11 protein-coding genes are annotated in these 14,371 nt (G+C 72.2%); 7 read left to right on the top strand and 4 right to left on the bottom strand.

Translation table 11 applies throughout. The features are described from left to right. Window positions 1-79: 79 nt before the first annotated feature. The 6 genes from WMF11_RS41485 (at window position 80) to WMF11_RS41460 (ending at window position 9,939) form a co-directional block, all read left to right on the top strand. Window positions 80-1,078 (top strand): ADYC domain-containing protein, encoded by a 999-nt coding sequence (locus WMF11_RS41485; protein WP_437974689.1) that lies wholly within the window; start codon window positions 80-82, stop codon window positions 1,076-1,078. Between the two features lie 244 nt (window positions 1,079-1,322). After that, entirely contained in the window at window positions 1,323-2,519 is a 1,197-nt protein-coding gene (locus WMF11_RS41480) for a ferritin-like domain-containing protein (RefSeq protein ID WP_437974688.1), read from the top strand. 351 nt (window positions 2,520-2,870) lie between these two features. After that, on the top strand, window positions 2,871-3,704 hold the full coding sequence (ypfJ, locus tag WMF11_RS41475) for a KPN_02809 family neutral zinc metallopeptidase (RefSeq protein ID WP_437974687.1): 834 nt from the start codon (window positions 2,871-2,873) through the stop codon (window positions 3,702-3,704). A gap of 173 nt (window positions 3,705-3,877) precedes the next feature. Next, window positions 3,878-8,503: a capsule biosynthesis protein CapB gene (locus WMF11_RS41470; protein WP_437974686.1), complete on the top strand. Its 4,626-nt coding sequence runs from the start codon at window positions 3,878-3,880 to the stop codon at window positions 8,501-8,503. 120 nt (window positions 8,504-8,623) lie between these two features. Then, the gene (locus tag WMF11_RS41465; protein WP_437974685.1) at window positions 8,624-9,211 is read left to right on the top strand and encodes a Uma2 family endonuclease; all 588 of its coding nucleotides are present in this window, start codon (window positions 8,624-8,626) and stop codon (window positions 9,209-9,211) included. Window positions 9,212-9,333: 122 nt separating this feature from the next. Further along, entirely contained in the window at window positions 9,334-9,939 is a 606-nt protein-coding gene (locus tag WMF11_RS41460; RefSeq protein WP_437979384.1) for a Uma2 family endonuclease, read from the top strand. A 145-nt stretch (window positions 9,940-10,084) separates the two neighbouring features. On the opposite strand, the gene WMF11_RS41455 is transcribed toward WMF11_RS41460, so the two are convergent. The 3 genes from WMF11_RS41455 to WMF11_RS41445 all read right to left on the bottom strand — a co-directional run bounded on the left by WMF11_RS41455 (window position 10,085) and on the right by WMF11_RS41445 (window position 12,399). Next, entirely contained in the window at window positions 10,085-10,834 is a 750-nt protein-coding gene (locus WMF11_RS41455) for an NAD-dependent deacylase (protein ID WP_437974684.1), read from the bottom strand. Between the two features lie 185 nt (window positions 10,835-11,019). Then, the gene (locus WMF11_RS41450; protein ID WP_437974683.1) at window positions 11,020-11,382 is read right to left on the bottom strand and encodes a GFA family protein; all 363 of its coding nucleotides are present in this window, start codon (window positions 11,380-11,382) and stop codon (window positions 11,020-11,022) included. Window positions 11,383-11,631: 249 nt separating this feature from the next. After that, the gene (locus WMF11_RS41445) at window positions 11,632-12,399 is read right to left on the bottom strand and encodes an SDR family NAD(P)-dependent oxidoreductase (RefSeq protein ID WP_437904603.1); all 768 of its coding nucleotides are present in this window, start codon (window positions 12,397-12,399) and stop codon (window positions 11,632-11,634) included. A gap of 91 nt (window positions 12,400-12,490) precedes the next feature. Here WMF11_RS41445 and WMF11_RS41440 point away from each other — a divergent pair, with 91 nt between their 5' ends. Then, window positions 12,491-13,444 carry an ABC transporter substrate-binding protein gene (locus WMF11_RS41440; protein WP_437904602.1) on the top strand — a complete coding sequence of 318 codons (954 nt, stop codon included), beginning with the start codon at window positions 12,491-12,493 and terminating at the stop codon, window positions 13,442-13,444. A gap of 38 nt (window positions 13,445-13,482) precedes the next feature. Here WMF11_RS41440 and WMF11_RS41435 read toward each other — a convergent pair whose 3' ends face one another. Further along, window positions 13,483-14,322, bottom strand: a complete 840-nt coding sequence (locus WMF11_RS41435; protein WP_437904601.1) for a hypothetical protein — start codon at window positions 14,320-14,322, stop codon at window positions 13,483-13,485. Window positions 14,323-14,371: the final 49 nt, after the last annotated feature.

The following is a 14,371-nucleotide window of genomic DNA, read 5'->3' as shown; positions in this document are numbered from 1 at the left end:
GATCGGGGCCCGACCGCCCGAGGGAAGACCGTCGATGCGCAAGGCGTCACGGCTTTAGCGGCAGCGTTCGGAGGAGATCATGTTGAAGCGAGGGTTCCTGGTAGGGGCGATGGTCGGGCTCAACTCCCTCGGCGCCGGTTGCGCCGCGGAGATCGACGGCGGCGAGGACGAGGAAGCGGTGGCGGAGAGCTCGTTCGCGATGAGCAGGCTCAACGGCATGAACCTCAACGGGGTCCGCTTCAACGGGGTTCGCTTCAACGGGGTCCGCTTCAACGGGGTGCGCTTCAACGGGGTCTCGCTGGACGCGACGACGCTGGTCGGCACGCGCGAGGGCGACGGCGCGCCGGTCGCCGGGGCCGACTTCATCGGCGCGGACGTCGAGGCGGTCCTGGACGATGGGTCGTCGGTGTCCGTCCGCGTCACGAACGTCGTCGAGCGCGACGGGATCCAGTACTACACGGTGAAGTACAACGCCGGCCCCGGGGTCTGGGTGAACATCTGCGGCGAGGGCCTCGACGCGATCCCGGTGAAGGGGACGTGGAACGCGGTGACGGGGGCCCACTCGGACGACGGGGGCATGTTCACGTTCGCCTGTCAGGGCGCGGCGATCGGGAAGTGCGCCGAGTGGGGCTACAGGGAATGGGTGGCCGAGGCGGAGTGCAATGCGAGCGGCTGCGAGGACAGGGATCTCTCGTACTTCCATCAAGCGTGCATCCGCATGGTGCGCGCGGACTACTGCGGCGACGGCGTGCCGCACACCCAGAACGGGACGGCGATCGACGTCTGGGATGCGCTCGGCATCCAGACCGAAACGGTGGGCTCTGGCATGAGCCTCGAGGCCGAGTGGACGGTGGACGGCGCCGCCTGCATCAAGCACACCCGGTGGAACGGCCTCGGCGGCAGCAACTCGGATCGCGACTACATCCTGGCGCATTGCCCGGAGCGGTGGGCCGGGGATGATCCGAGCTGCGGCGGGAGCACCTCGACCTTCCACAAGGAGAACGGCTTCACGACGCCGCTCGGCCAGCGGCGCATCCTGCGGAACGCGTCGTTCACGACCAACGTGAGCCCCCTGTAGGCGGCGCCGTCGCGCAGGTCCGGGCGCGGTCACGCCCGCGCCGGGGAGTGCCGGAGTGTGTCAGCGCTGCGGCGCGACGATCGAGGGGGGGGACCGCGCTCTCGGCAAGAACCGCGGGTCTCGACGCGATCGAGCCCTGGCCGGCGGTGGACCATGTCTTGCGACAGAGCAGGTCACAAGCCGCCCTGTTTCGAGCTCCTCGCCGCGCGCACGAGGCAGCAGGCATGGGCTGGAGGTGCACGTCATGCTGCTCGACCGATCCTTTCGACGAACGCTCATCGCCCGTCTCCTGCAGAGCGCTGGCCCCTCGGCGGCCGCGGCGCTCCTCGTCGCAGCGCAGGGCTGCGGGGAGGCCGCGGCCGAGGCCGAGGCTGGAAGCGCCCAGGAGCTCCGTTGCTTCGATTGGTTCGACGAGCTCGGGGCTTGCCTGGACCGCGACGCCGCGCTGGATGAGTTCAGGACCATCCACCAGCCCTGCGACGGCAAGGACGTGGAGCTGGAGAAAGTCACGATCGTGTCGGTGGAGAGCGACGCGACCCGCCGTGACGGCGCGTGCTGTTACGAGGTGATCGTCGAGGAGAACACCCTCGACTGCGCCGCGGTGGGACGGCCCTTTTCCCTGGAGGGGCACCACGTCACGGCCGCTCCGCGGCCGGCCGAGGCGGGGTGGCTCGCGCGTGCGACGGCGAGCGGCGCCGGTGGGCAGCAGCCTTCGCTGGCGGATCTGACGGACGAGGAGCGGGAGACGCTCGCCGGCGGCTGGCTGCGGAGCGCGCTGGAGGAGCACGCGTCGGTGGCGTCGTTCGCGCGCTTCGCGCTGGATCTCATGGCGCACGGCGCGCCTTCGTCGCTCGTCGAGGCGGCGCACATCGCCGCGCTCGACGAGGTCGGTCATGCCCGACTCGGGTTCTCGCTCGCGGCCGCCTACCGGGGCGGCCCTGTCGGCCCGGCCGCCTTCCCCATGCCGCCGGCGGTGCCGATCGCCGCGGATCTCGCGGCGCTGGCGCGCGCCGCCGCGGAGGAGGGCTGCGTCGGCGAGACGGTGGCCGCGGTGATCGCGGCGGAGCAGCGCGCCCGAGCCGACGATCCCGCGGTGCGGGCGGCGCTCGGGGTGATCGCGGAGGACGAGGCGCGGCACGCCGAGCTCGCCTGGCTGACGGTGGCGTGGGCGATTGGGGCCGGCGGCGAGCCGGTGCGCCGCGCCGTGGCCGAGGTGTTCGAGGCCGCCGCGGCGTCGCTCGGGCGCCCACCCCCGCCGGGGGCCGAGCCGGGCGGCGGCCGCGCCGCGGCGCTCGCGGCGCACGGCCACCTCACCGTGGCCGAGGCGCGGGCGCTGCAGGGCGCGGCGCTCGCCCAGGTGGTGCTGCCGTGCGCGCGCGCGCTGGGGCTCTGGAGACCCGCGGCCGCCGCGGGGGCGGCTCGGCCTGCGGCGAGCGCGTAGCGATCTCCGGGGGCGCTCAGCTCTTCGCGGCGGCGAGGATGGCCGAGGCGAGCTCCTTTGGCTCCACCTCGAGCCAGACCTGCTCGATCTTGCCGTCCTGGAGTGCTGGCCAGAGCACGGGGCGAGTCGAGGAGAGGCACCGCCAGGACGCCTGAAGGCGCAGAGAGGTGTCTTCTCGGGAGACGCCGAGAGAGACCTCGTGTTCTTCGCGGCAAGGCCCAGGCGGCGATTCGCTCGCTCGCGCGCCGTGCGAGAAGGCCGGCGCCATCACCAGGCGGGCAATACCCGCACGTCCCGACCGAAAGCTAAGGTACCACCCGATGCGCGGTCCACGCTATACATGCGCTGGCCATGCGCTGGACACCTGGGAAACGCAGTGAAAACCTCCGAGACCTCCGCGGCGCATCCGGCGGAGCGAAGCTCGGTGTGGGCGGGACGGTGATCCTGCTCGTGCTCTCGCTGGTCTTCGGGAAGGATCTCCTGTCGGGGCTCGGTCAGGGCTCTGCGGTCCCCGGCGCGCAGAGCGGGCGCGCGAGCTCGCCCGAGGAGGAGCGGCTCGTCGATTTCGTCTCCTTCGTCCTCGATGACACCGAGGCCGTGTGGACGCAGGTGTTCAGCCGGACGGGGCAGCGCTATCCGGCCCCCACGCTGACGGTGTTCACCGACTCCGTGAGGTCGGGCTGTGGCATCGGCGAGTCGGCGATGGGCCCGTTCTACTGCCCGGCGGACCGGACGGCGTACATCGATCTCGGCTTCTACCGCGAGCTCAAAGCGCGGTTCGGCGCGCCGGGCGACTTCGCCCAGGCGTACGTGCTCGCCCACGAGATCGGCCACCACGTGCAGAACGTGCTCGGGACCGAGCGCCGCCTGCGCCAGCTGCAGGCCGCGCGCCCGGGCGAGAAGAACGCGCTCTCCGTGAAGATGGAGCTCCAGGCGGACTGCTTCGCCGGCGTGTGGGCCCACTCCACGCAGAAGCGCGACCTGCTCGAGGCGGGCGATGTCGAGGAGGCCCTCCGGGCCGCGTCCGCGATCGGCGACGACCGGCTGCAGAAAGCCGCGACCGGCAGGGTCAACCCGGAGACGTGGACGCACGGCTCGTCGGCGCAGCGGGTCGCCTGGTTCAAGCGCGGCATGCAGGGCGGCCGCGTCGAGGACTGCGACACGTTCGCCGAAGGCTCACCCTAACAGGCCAGGGCGAAGGGTCGCGCAGATCGCACGAGCGGCGGCTCGCGACAGCTCCGCGCGACGGTGTACGCTGCTCGCCCGCCGATGGTCTCGCCGCACGGTGCTCCTCGCTCCCCGACGCAAGGCCGCCTCCACCCTCGTGCGCGTCCCCTTCGCACGCTCGCGGAGGCGCCGTGAGCTCGCGCGAGTCGCCTGACTCCTGGACCGCCGCGCCGCGACCGATCGCGGAGGTCATCGAGGACAGCCTCCCCCAGATCGAGGTGCGCCTGCGCCCGCGCGCCATCGCCGCCGTCGTCGCGCGCGTCACGGCCGACCTGGGCGACGAGGAGCACCCGAGGCCCGCGCTGCTCGCCGCGCTCGCCCGGTGCGCCGACGGCGCGGCCGCCGAGGTCGACCGGCTGCGCAGCGCCGAGTCCGCGCTCGTGCTCGCCTACCAGTCGGCCGCCACCCCCGCCGAGCGGCGCGAGCTCCTCGCCCGGCAGCTCCGCGTCTGGGCGCGAGAGCGCGAGCAGCGCGAGAGGAGCGGCGCCGCCTCCCTGCTCGGCTGGGTCGCCGCGCGCTTCGAGCGGGCCGGCGACCTCTCGGCGCTCGGCCGCAACCTCGACCTCGAGGCGGCCCAGGAGCGCTTCGCCACCGCCATCGCCGACCGCCTCGACGAGATCGAGGTCGCCTACCACGCCCTCACCCACCTCGCGCAGCACCTCGACGACCCGTCCGACGCGGTGCACGTCGCCCGCGACGGCGGCGTCCTCCGGCTCGCCATGGCGCACGCCGAGCCGAGCCGCCCCGCGCCCGTCCGCCGGGCCGCGCTGCTCGCCGCCGTCGCCCTCCTGCACCGCCTCCCGGCGCGCGAGCGGCTCGGCCACCTCGGGCTCGACGCGGCCCGCTCCGTGCTGGCGTGGTCGCGCGGGGTCAACGCGTCCCGCTGGGTGCAGATCGCCGCCCTCGAGATCGGCGTCCTCCTGTTCCCCGACGAGGCGTTCTCCCTGCTGGCCGAGCGCCTCCGCGCGCGCGACGCCGCCGACAAGGACGGCCCCATCCTCCGCCGCAACGCCCTGCGCCTCCTCGGCGCGGCGGCGCGCCCGTCCGCCCCGGTGATCCCGCTCGACCGCGCGGCGCGCCTCGCCGGCGCCCCGCGGGACCCGCGCCGCTGGAACGCCGCGCAGGCCAGCCGCGCCAGCCGGTCGAGCATCGCGCCGGAGGCCGCCGCCTCAGCAGGCGCTTGCGAGGGCGAAGGGCCGCCCGACACGCCCGCGCCCGACTCGGCGCCCCGGCTCAGCGCCGATCCCGCCGCCGGCGCGCCGCCTGCCCGCGTGGCGCCCGCGAGCGCGGACCCGCTCGCCATCGCGCTGCTCGCCCGCGACGATCCGAGCGAGCACGTCCGCCAGGAGCTCGTGCGCCAGCTCGTCGAGCTCGGCGGCGCGGAGGCCCTCACGGCCCTCGTCGAGCTCGCCGAGGGCGACGGGTCGCCTCGCGTCCGCGGGTACGCGCTGCGGGAGCTCTCGCGGCACGCGGCCGACCACGCGGACGCCGCCCCGTTCGCCGAGCGCGCTGTCCGGTTCGCCCTGGCGAAGCCAGGCCCGCCGCTCGCGTCCCGCGCGGCCCTCGAGGCGGTGCGCACGCTCTGCGCCGGGCCCTACGCCCCGCTGCCTCCGGGGACCTTCGTCGAGCTGCTCGCCGAGTTCGCGAGCCGCCCGGCGATCTCGCCGGACCTGTCGGACGAGGCCGCCGCCGCCCTGCGGCTGCTCGAGGTCGAGAGCCGCCCGGTCGCCGAGCACATCCGCCAGGCGCTCCTCGCCGCGGCGTCGGAGCTCCTGGAGGGCGAGAGCGCGCCGGTCGAGCTCCCGGCCGACGCCGAGCCCAGGGACGTCGAGCGCGCGCTCGTCGTCGCGTCGCGCGGCGACATGACGTACTCGCTGCGGCGCCGCGGCCGGGGACGGTACCTGCTCACGCGCGGCGAGCCGCGCGGCTTCCGCCTCTGGCGGCTCATCCACGAGATGCGCACGCCGATGCCGGACAAGCGCAAGGGGTGGATCCACACGAGCGGCCGCCTGTTCGCGGGCGAGCTCGTCGCGCCGCCGGTCGGCATGGCGGAGGTCACGCCGACGCGCGTGCCGGGAGAGCGCCACGTCTACCCGCCCGTCGGCGGCTGGGGGCAGTTCGTCCCGCGCATCGACGACCTGCTCGCCGCCGCCAGCCTGAGCCAGCGTGAGATCCGCCTCATCACGGCGCGCGGCACGGTCACGGTGCGCGGCCCGGCCAAGCTCGCGCACCGACTGCGCGCCCGCGCCCTGCTCACGCTGCGCTACGACCGCTACGCCCAGGCCCGCATGCGCGCGCTCGTGGCGCAGGAGCCGGCCGAGCAGAAGAAGTTCACGCTGATGACGGGCGAGCTCGGCTTCACGGTCGCGCTCGGCGACACCGGCGGCGAGGTCGAGGGCCGCCCGTACGCGATCGAGCCGCACCTGCCGGGCAAGTACCTCGCGGTCGCGCTGCCGCCTCTGCTCCAGAGCGGCCGCGACTGGCTCGCCGGCCCGTCGGTGCCTGTCTGGATCGACGGATTCTTCTCGTACCTCGTCTCGCCGGCGGGCAACGTCCCGACGCAGCTCGCGTGGATCGTGTTCCTCGTCCTCGCGTACATGGTGCTGCGGGCCGCGTGGATCGCGGCGCAGATCGAGCGCGCGCGCCGGGGCATCCCGCTCACGATCGGCGGCTGGGGCACGCGCGGCAAGAGCGGCTCGGAGCGGCTCAAGGCCGCGCTGTTCCACGCGCTCCGCTACGACGTCGTCGTGAAGACGACCGGCTGCGAGGCGATGTTCATCCACGCCATGCGCGACCTGCCGGCGCAGGAGATCTTCATCTACCGCCCGTACGACAAGGCCACGATCTGGGAGCAGCGGAACATCCTCACGGCCGGGCGGAACCTCCGCGCCCAGGTGTTCCTGTGGGAGTGCATGGCGCTCCAGCCGCTCTTCGTGGACACGCTCTGCTCCGAGTGGATGCGCGACGAGATCACGACCCTGACGAACGCCTACCCGGATCACGAGGACATCCAGGGCCCGGGGGGCGAGGACGTCGCCCGGGTGATCGCGCGCTTCATGCCCACGGACGGGCTGTCGTTCACGACGGAGGAGCAGATGCTCCCGCTGCTCAAGGACCAGGCGCAGCGGAAGGGGACGAACCTCGTCGCGATCCCGCCGATCGACGCGGACCTCCTGCCGGTCGATCTCCTCGATCGGCTCCCGTACCAGGAGCACCCGCGCAACGTGGCGCTGGTGCTGGCGCTCGCGGACCATTTCGGCGTCGATCGCGAGTTCGCGCTGGTCGAGATCGCGGATCACGTGATCCTCGATCTCGGCGTCCTGAAGACGTACCCGACGGTGCAGTACCGGGGGCGGAAGCTCACGTTCTCGAACGGGATGAGCGCGAACGAGCGCGCCGGGTTCATGTCGAACTGGACGCGGCTCGCGTTCGACAAGCACGACATGGACGCGACGCCCGGCAAGGCGACGGTGATGGTGGTGAACAACCGCGCGGACCGGGTCGCGCGGTCGCGCGTGTTCGCGCAGATCATCGTGGAGGACATCGGGGTCGATCACGTGGTGCTGATCAACTCGAACCTCGGCGGGATGATGCAGTTCATCACCGAGGGGCTCGACGCCCGGCTCCGGGACATGGTGATCACGGGCGACGGGGGCAAGGAGCGCGCGCTCGAGCGCTTCGACGAGCAGATGAAGAAGCTGGGCGTCCCGGCGCGGGCGGGCGCCTTCGAGGAGGATCTCACCCGGATGCTGCGCGCGCTGCCCGCGATCGACGAGGCCGCGGCGGCGGCGATCGTGGGCGGCCCCGGGGTCGCGGGGAAGAAGGGGGAGCCCGAGGCGATCGAGGCGGCGGTGAAGCAGGCCCTGGAGGCGCACGCGCCGCCGGCGGGCGAGGACGACATCCGCCCGGACATCGTCCACCACGCGGCGCGGCTGTCGCGGCGGCTCGCCCGCCGCGACAAGGCGCGCGCGGAGGTGGAGGCGGCGCTGTCGCGGGGCGCGGACGCCGAGGCCAACCAGGCGTTCCGCGCGGCGTTCCGCGAGCTGTGCCTCGATCGCATCGCGGTGCTGTGGAACGCCGACGCGAAGGGCGACAAGGTGATCGACTTCATCACGCGCGAGATCCCGCCGGGGTTCGACGCGCGGCTGATGGGGTCGCAGAACATCAAGGGGACCGGGCTCGATTTCGTCTACCGGTGGCTCTCGATGGATCGCGTCAGGACCGCGATCGAGCGGATGCAGAGCAACGCGTCGGCGCGGCGCGAGGTGCTGACGTTCTTCCTCTCGTACTCGGATTTCGGCCTGATCGATCTGCGCGAGGCGCTCGCCGCGACGCGCGCGGCGAAGGAGCAGGGCGGCGCCGGGTGGGCGGAGCACGCGAACCTGATCGACGGGGCGATCCGCAGGCTCGAGGCGCTCGACAAGGAGAAGACGGCGGCGCTCGTGGTGACGGGCAAGACGGGGGTCGGGACGAAGGTGCTGCTCCGGGTAGAGCAGTTCGTCGATCACATGGACTCGGTGCGCCGGACGCGGTGGGCGAAGATCGTGATGGACGATCTGTTCGCGATGCGGATCGGCCACGGCCAGGCCGCGCTGCTGCTGCGGGAGATCGTGGGGCGGCAGAAGGGCGGCTGGCTGGCGAAGGATCTCGCCAAGTGGGTGGAGAAGCGAAGGGCGTGGCTGGAGAGCCGCCGGAAGAAGCAGCCGAAGAAGGCCGAGCCGGCCGCGCCGGCGGGGGCGGCGGCGGAATCAGGATAGGGGCGTAGGGGCGTAGGGGGAGCCGGGAGTAGGGGAGGGCGCGCCGGGGGCGCGTGGCGGGCCGCAGGCGGGGCGCCTCGCCCCCCGGGGGCGGATGCCCTAAGCTGTCCGTCAGATCAGATGGGACATCCTGCCAGGCGCACCGGCCTCTCGCCCGCGGAGTACCTCGCGTTCGAGCGGGCTTCCGAGCAGAAGCACGAGTACGCGAACGGCGAGATCTTCGCGATGTCGGGCTGCACCCGGGCGCACAGCCTGCTGGCCGGGAACATCCAGCGCGAGCTCGGCAATGCGCTGCTAGAGCGCGCCTGCGAAGTCCACACCTCCGACATGCGCGTCAAGATCACGCCCACGGGGCGCTATGTGTACCCTGACGCGTCCGTCGTCTGTGGCGATCCCGTGTTCGAGGACGCGGAGATCGACACGCTCATCAACCCGAACGTCATCGTCGAGGTGCTCTCCGATTCGTCGGAGGCCTACGATCGCGGCGACAAGTTCGCGCAGTACCGGAGCGTCCCCTCGATCGCGGAGTATGTGCTCGTCTCCCAGAAGGAGGTGCGCATCGAGCACTTCCAGCGGCAGCCGGACGGCCGGTGGCTGCTGTCCATCCTGGGTCCCGGCACGCAGCTCGAGCTCGAGTCGGTCGGCGTCGTCATCGACGTCGATCGCGTCTACCTCAAGGTGCCGCTCGCGCCCTCCGCGAGCGATTGAGCTGTGCGCCTCGAGAGGCGCCGGGCGCATTCTCGATCTCCGCGAGGCGCTCGCCGCTGTGCGGGCGGCCAGGGAGCAGGGCGGCGCCGTGGGGTGGAAGCGTGCTATCCTCACAAGCCGTGATGGCTGGCGCCGCCGTTGCTCGGGACAGCTCGGACCGCCTCAGCGATGAGGCGTGGCTGGAGCTCGCCGAGGACGAGCCGGGCGAGCTCGTCGGCGGCGTGCTCGTGGAGGAAGAGGCGCCGGACTGGATCCACGAGACCGCCGTCATGTGGCTCATCCGGGTGCTCGGCGCGTGGGCGGCGGCCCGCGGCGGCTTCGTGGCCGGCTCGGAGCTCAAGTACCTCCTCCGCAAGGGCAGCGGGCGCAAGCCGGACGTCTCCATGGTGCTGCCCGGGCAGAGGCCCCCGCCGCGGCGCGGGCCCATGCGGCGCCCGCCGGACGTGATGATCGAGGTGGTCTCGCCTCGGCCGCGCGATGTCCACCGCGACCGCATCGAGAAGCTGCGCGAGTATGCGGCGTTCGGCGTGCGCTGGTACTGGCTGCTCGATCCGGCGACGAGGATGCTGGAGATCTACGAGCTCGGCCCGGACGGGCGCTACGTGTGGGCGCAGGGGGCCGCGAGCGGGCGCGTCGAGGCGGTGCCAGGGTGCGACGGGCTGGTGGTCGACCTGGATGAGCTCTGGGGCGAGCTCGACCGGCTGGGGGACGAGGAGCCGGCCGAGTGACCTCAGCCACCGGCCGGGTCGTTCCACGAACCAGGGACGAGTTCGGGCGAAACATCGACTCGACGGGCAATCCCAGCTGAACAATGCGGCCCTTGCCGTCGCCTGGTGGCAGGCCGAGCAGCTGCCATGCAGCGCGCGGAAAAGGTCAGCTGGCGGGCTCGATGCGGGACAGAATCCCCTCCAGCGCCTCGACAGCGAGCATCGGGAGCCGCACCGAAACGGCGGTGGAGATCGCGGTGAGCGCCGGGTTGATCTCGATGGTCGGAACCCCGGAGTGCGCGGCCTCCAGGACCGGCCTCGTGATGTAGGGGAACAGGCTCGATGTCCCGATCGAGACGACCACGTCGAAGCCCCGCGCGAGCTCCCGCCGGAGGATCTCGACCTTCTCCAGGGGGAGCATCTCCCCGAAGAGGACGACATCGGGCCTGAGCACCGCGGCGCATGCCGGGCAGCGCGCGAGCTCCGCGTAATCGTCGACGTGCGCCTCGTAGGGGCAGCGCGTGCAGAGGATGCGGTGGAGATCTCCGTGGATGTCGATGACGTTCGTGGAGCCTGCGCCGCGGTGAAACCCGTCGACGTTCTGGGTGAGCACCCAGCAGCGCGCGAGGCGGCGCTCGATCCGGGCGATCGCCGCGTGCGCTGCGTTGAGCCGCGCGCCGCGGCACGCGCGCTCGATCTGGTGGACGTACTTCCACGTGACCTCGGGGCGCCGCTGGAACATCTCGCCCGAGAGCGCCTCCTCGATGGCGATCCCCTCGTCGGTGGCCTTCTCGCTGTAGAGCCCTCCGATCCCGCGGTAGGTGGGGATGCCAGAGGCCGCGGAGACCCCCGCGCCGGTGATGAAGAGGGCTGAGCGGGCCGAGGCCAGGAGCGCGCTTGCTCGTTCGATCGACATCGGGCGCCCAGTCTACCCGTGTCGCCCGGGCTCGCGCCTGCGGATTGGCCAGGGGCGCGAGCGGGGGGTGCGCGAGCGCGGGCGCGGGGCCGGCGGTGGTCGGCCGCGGCACCGCCCTCCGGGCCCGTGGCCCGGTGCGCTGGCCGCGGCCGCGGTCGCCGCGGACCCGGCCAGCCGGGGCGCGACTACAGGCTCTTCCCGTCGACTTTCATGGTCTTGAGCGCGTCGATATCGACGTCGTCCAGACAGCGGACGTTGATGGCGCACATCTCCTGTCCGTTGGGAGCGACTCCCCGCGCGAACGACTCGACGCCGCAGACCGAGCAGAACACATGGTGAATGACCTTCTTGTTGAACTGATAGTCGGTGAGAACGTCGCCGCCCTGCTTGAGCGTGAGCTGGTCCACCGGCGCGAAGGCCAGCATCGCGCCCAGCTTCGAACAGCGCGAGCAGTTGCACATGACCACGGGACTGCTCAGGTCCACCTTGACCTCGTAGCGAACCTTCCCGCAGTGACAGCCACCTGTATAGGTCTTGAGCTCCGTCATGCGCGCATGGTGCCACAAGGAGCTGGCCGCGTGACGCAAAAATGCGATGTGTCGTGGCGGGCCACGCGGGCCACGCGGGTTACGCGGGTCACGCGGGCTACGTATGCGCAAAAGATGTTCCGCGCCGAGGCATCGCAGCGGCAGGTCGCCGGCGCCGGTCTCGGCCGCGCTGCATTGCATTCTGTCGGAAACTTTTCTCGGCTCAGGCTGTCCAACGACGCCGCTTCTCGGCGAAAGGCCGTGCCCCGCCTACTGCTCCTCGTAGTTCCACGTCAGCCCGCCATCGACGAAGTACGTCGAGCCGGTCACGTAATCGGCGTCTGCCGAGGCGAGGAACACGGCGAGCCCGGCCACGTCCTCCGGCTTTCCCAGGCGGCCCAGCGGGATCTGCTCGAGCAGCGCGCTCAGCTTGTCGCGATCCTTGAGCAGAGCGGCGTTGATCTCCGTCTCGATCGCGCCCGGCGCGATGGCATTCACGGTGATCCCGGTGCTGCGCAGCTCCACGGCGAGCGTGCGCGTGAGCATGCGGACACCGCCCTTGCTGGCGCAGTACGACGCGAAGTGGGGAAACGGGAGATCCTCGTGGACCGAGCTGATGTTGATGATCTTGCCGGGCCGCCCCGCCTCGCGCAGGTGACGGACCATCGCCTGGCTCCCGAAGAACACCGCTTTGAGGTTGGTGTTCATGACCGCATCGTAGTCCTCCTCGGTCACCTCCCAGAACGGTGCTCGCTTCTCCAGCCCGGCATTGTTGACCAGCACGTCCAGCCGGCCGAAGCGCTCGATGGCCTCCTGGATGAGCCCCTGCACGCTCTGGACGGAGGCGACGTCGACGGCGAACAGATGACCTCGCCTTCCTGCGGCCTCGACCTCTGCGAGGGCTTCCTCGGCGCCCTCTTTGCTTTTGTGGTACGTGAGCGCCACGTCGGCGCCTTCCCGGGCGAACCGGACAGCGATGCTGCGGCCGATGCCCCGGCTGCTCCCTGTGACCAGCGCGATCTTGCCTTGCAGTCTCATGGGGACCTCCTGTCTTCACGAGCATTGTGTCCACCACGAGCCGTGTGCGCATCGCGCCCCACGTGGATCGCAAGGAGATAGAATACCGCGTATGCGCATCGCCTCCCTGCTGCCGTCCGCGACCGAGATCGTCTGCGCGCTGGGCGCGCAGAGCGAGCTCGTCGGTGTCTCTCACGAGTGCGACTTCCCCGAGGGCCTGACCGGCCTCCCGGTGCTCACGCGCCCCCGGCTCAGGCCGGCGCGCTCCAGCCGGGAGATCGACGCCGCGGTCCGCGACGTCCTCCGGGACGCGCTCGCGGTCTACGACATCGACATGGACGCCCTCCGGGAGGCGCGGCCGGACGTGATCGTGACGCAGGACCTCTGCGACGTCTGCGCGGTCTCGTTCGATGACGTCCGCGCGGCCGTCGCCCGCCTTGCGCGGCAGGACGTGCGCATCATCAACCTGCACCCGACGCGGCTCGACGACATCTGGGCCGACATTCGCCGCGTCGCGGAGGGGATCGGCCGCGCGGCGGGCGGCGAGGCGCTCGTCGAGCGGCTGCGCGCGCGCGTCGCCGCCGTCGCCGCGCGCGCGGCCGTGGCGCCGGGCAGGCCGCGCGTGCTCGCGGTCGAGTGGATCGAGCCTGTCATGATCGGCGGCACGTGGATGCCGGAGCTCATCACCCTCGCGGGCGGGGAACCCCTCGTGACGCGACCCGGCGAGCACGCGCCCACGCTCTCGCCGGCTGCGCTCGCCGCGCTCGATCCCGACGTGGTGATGATCAAGCCGTGCGGCTTCACCCTCGAGCGCACGCTCGATGAGCTCGAGCTCCTCCCCCGTGTGCTGCCCTGGGGGACGTACCGGGCCGTGGCGCAGGGCCGCGTGTACCTTGCTGACGGCAACGCGTTCTTCAATCGCCCTGGTCCCCGCATCGTGGAGTCGCTCGAGATCCTCGCGGCCTGCGCTCATCCGGCCCTGTTCGCCGACGCGCGCCGCGCGCATGCCCGGTCGGTGGTGCGGATCGACGCGGAGCTCCGGCGGCACGCCTTCGAAGACGAGTGACCCCGGAGCTCGACGCCTGCGGCTGCTCTACCGTGTTTCTATCGTGTGGCTCGACCGGCCGCCCTGGACGCCGGCGGGCGCGCCGCTTGCCGCGCCGAGTCGAGCTCCTTGCGGAGCGCCGCGAGCTCACGCTCGAGGGCGGCGATCTGCTTCTGCTGCATCTGGATCGCTGCCACGGCCATGCTCGTGTACCCGTACAGGTCGACGTGGTCGCCGTCGCTCGCGACCGCCGGGCTCGCCGGATTGTCGTCGATGATGAACCCGAGACGCTCGCGGCCGTGCTCGCCCTCGTGGTTGTAACGCCAGGTCGCGAGCGGCGTGGCGACGAGCTCATCGCGCACGCGCGCGAGCTCGGTCTCCTGCAGGTACTGGATATCGTGCTTGTACCGGGCGCGGGATCTCGGGCAACCCTCCGGCCGCTGCCTCGGATCGTCGCTCGTGCAGAGCAGCTGGGCGTTGCAGTCGTTCGCGGGATCGCACGTCGCGTCCGGCGCGGCGCACGGCTCCCCCTCCTTCTCGTCGGTGCATGGCTTCACCCCGTCGCGGGGCCGGTGCCCGCTGCATACCGGATCGCCGCACGTGAGATACCACCTCAGCTCCTCCGCCCCGCCGCCGGTGCCAGCGCCTGCGCCGCCGCTGCCATCCCCCGTACCGCCGGTGCCGGCGCCCGCTCCGCCGCTGCCATCCCCCGCGCCGCCGGTGCCGGCGCCCGCTCCGCCGGTGCCAGCGCCCGAGCCGCCGGTGCCAGCGCCCGCGCCGCCGCTGCCCGCGTTCGCACCGCCGCTTCCGCTGTCCCCTCCGCCCGAATTGCAGCCCGCCGCTGCGGCGAACGCGAGCGCGCAGAGGAGCGCCATCGTCCCTGTACCGTGAATGCGCATGAGAGACCTCCTTGGAACGACTGTCCCTGACCCACCAGGGAGGATGTCG

This window comes from Sorangium sp. So ce295 (genome assembly GCF_051527405.1).
Taxonomy (GTDB): domain Bacteria; phylum Myxococcota_A; class Polyangia; order Polyangiales; family Polyangiaceae; genus Sorangium; species Sorangium cellulosum_B.
This window is presented reverse-complemented; position numbering and strand designations above follow the sequence as displayed.

Bases quoted from the DNA above. Each gene is read 5' to 3' on its own strand.
- WMF11_RS41440 (WP_437904602.1), top strand. From the start codon at position 12,491: ATGCGCATCGCCTCCCTGCTGCCGTCCGCGACCGAGATCGTCTGCGCG.
- WMF11_RS41450 (WP_437974683.1), bottom strand. From the start codon at position 11,382: ATGACGGAGCTCAAGACCTATACAGGTGGCTGTCACTGCGGGAAGGTT.
- WMF11_RS41460 (WP_437979384.1), top strand. From the start codon at position 9,334: ATGGCTGGCGCCGCCGTTGCTCGGGACAGCTCGGACCGCCTCAGCGAT.
- WMF11_RS41435 (WP_437904601.1), bottom strand. From the start codon at position 14,322: ATGCGCATTCACGGTACAGGGACGATGGCGCTCCTCTGCGCGCTCGCG.
- WMF11_RS41485 (WP_437974689.1), top strand. From the start codon at position 80: ATGTTGAAGCGAGGGTTCCTGGTAGGGGCGATGGTCGGGCTCAACTCC.
- ypfJ (WP_437974687.1), top strand. From the start codon at position 2,871: ATGCGCTGGACACCTGGGAAACGCAGTGAAAACCTCCGAGACCTCCGC.
- WMF11_RS41465 (WP_437974685.1), top strand. From the start codon at position 8,624: ATGGGACATCCTGCCAGGCGCACCGGCCTCTCGCCCGCGGAGTACCTC.
- WMF11_RS41445 (WP_437904603.1), bottom strand. From the start codon at position 12,399: ATGAGACTGCAAGGCAAGATCGCGCTGGTCACAGGGAGCAGCCGGGGC.
- WMF11_RS41480 (WP_437974688.1), top strand. From the start codon at position 1,323: ATGCTGCTCGACCGATCCTTTCGACGAACGCTCATCGCCCGTCTCCTG.
- WMF11_RS41455 (WP_437974684.1), bottom strand. From the start codon at position 10,834: ATGTCGATCGAACGAGCAAGCGCGCTCCTGGCCTCGGCCCGCTCAGCC.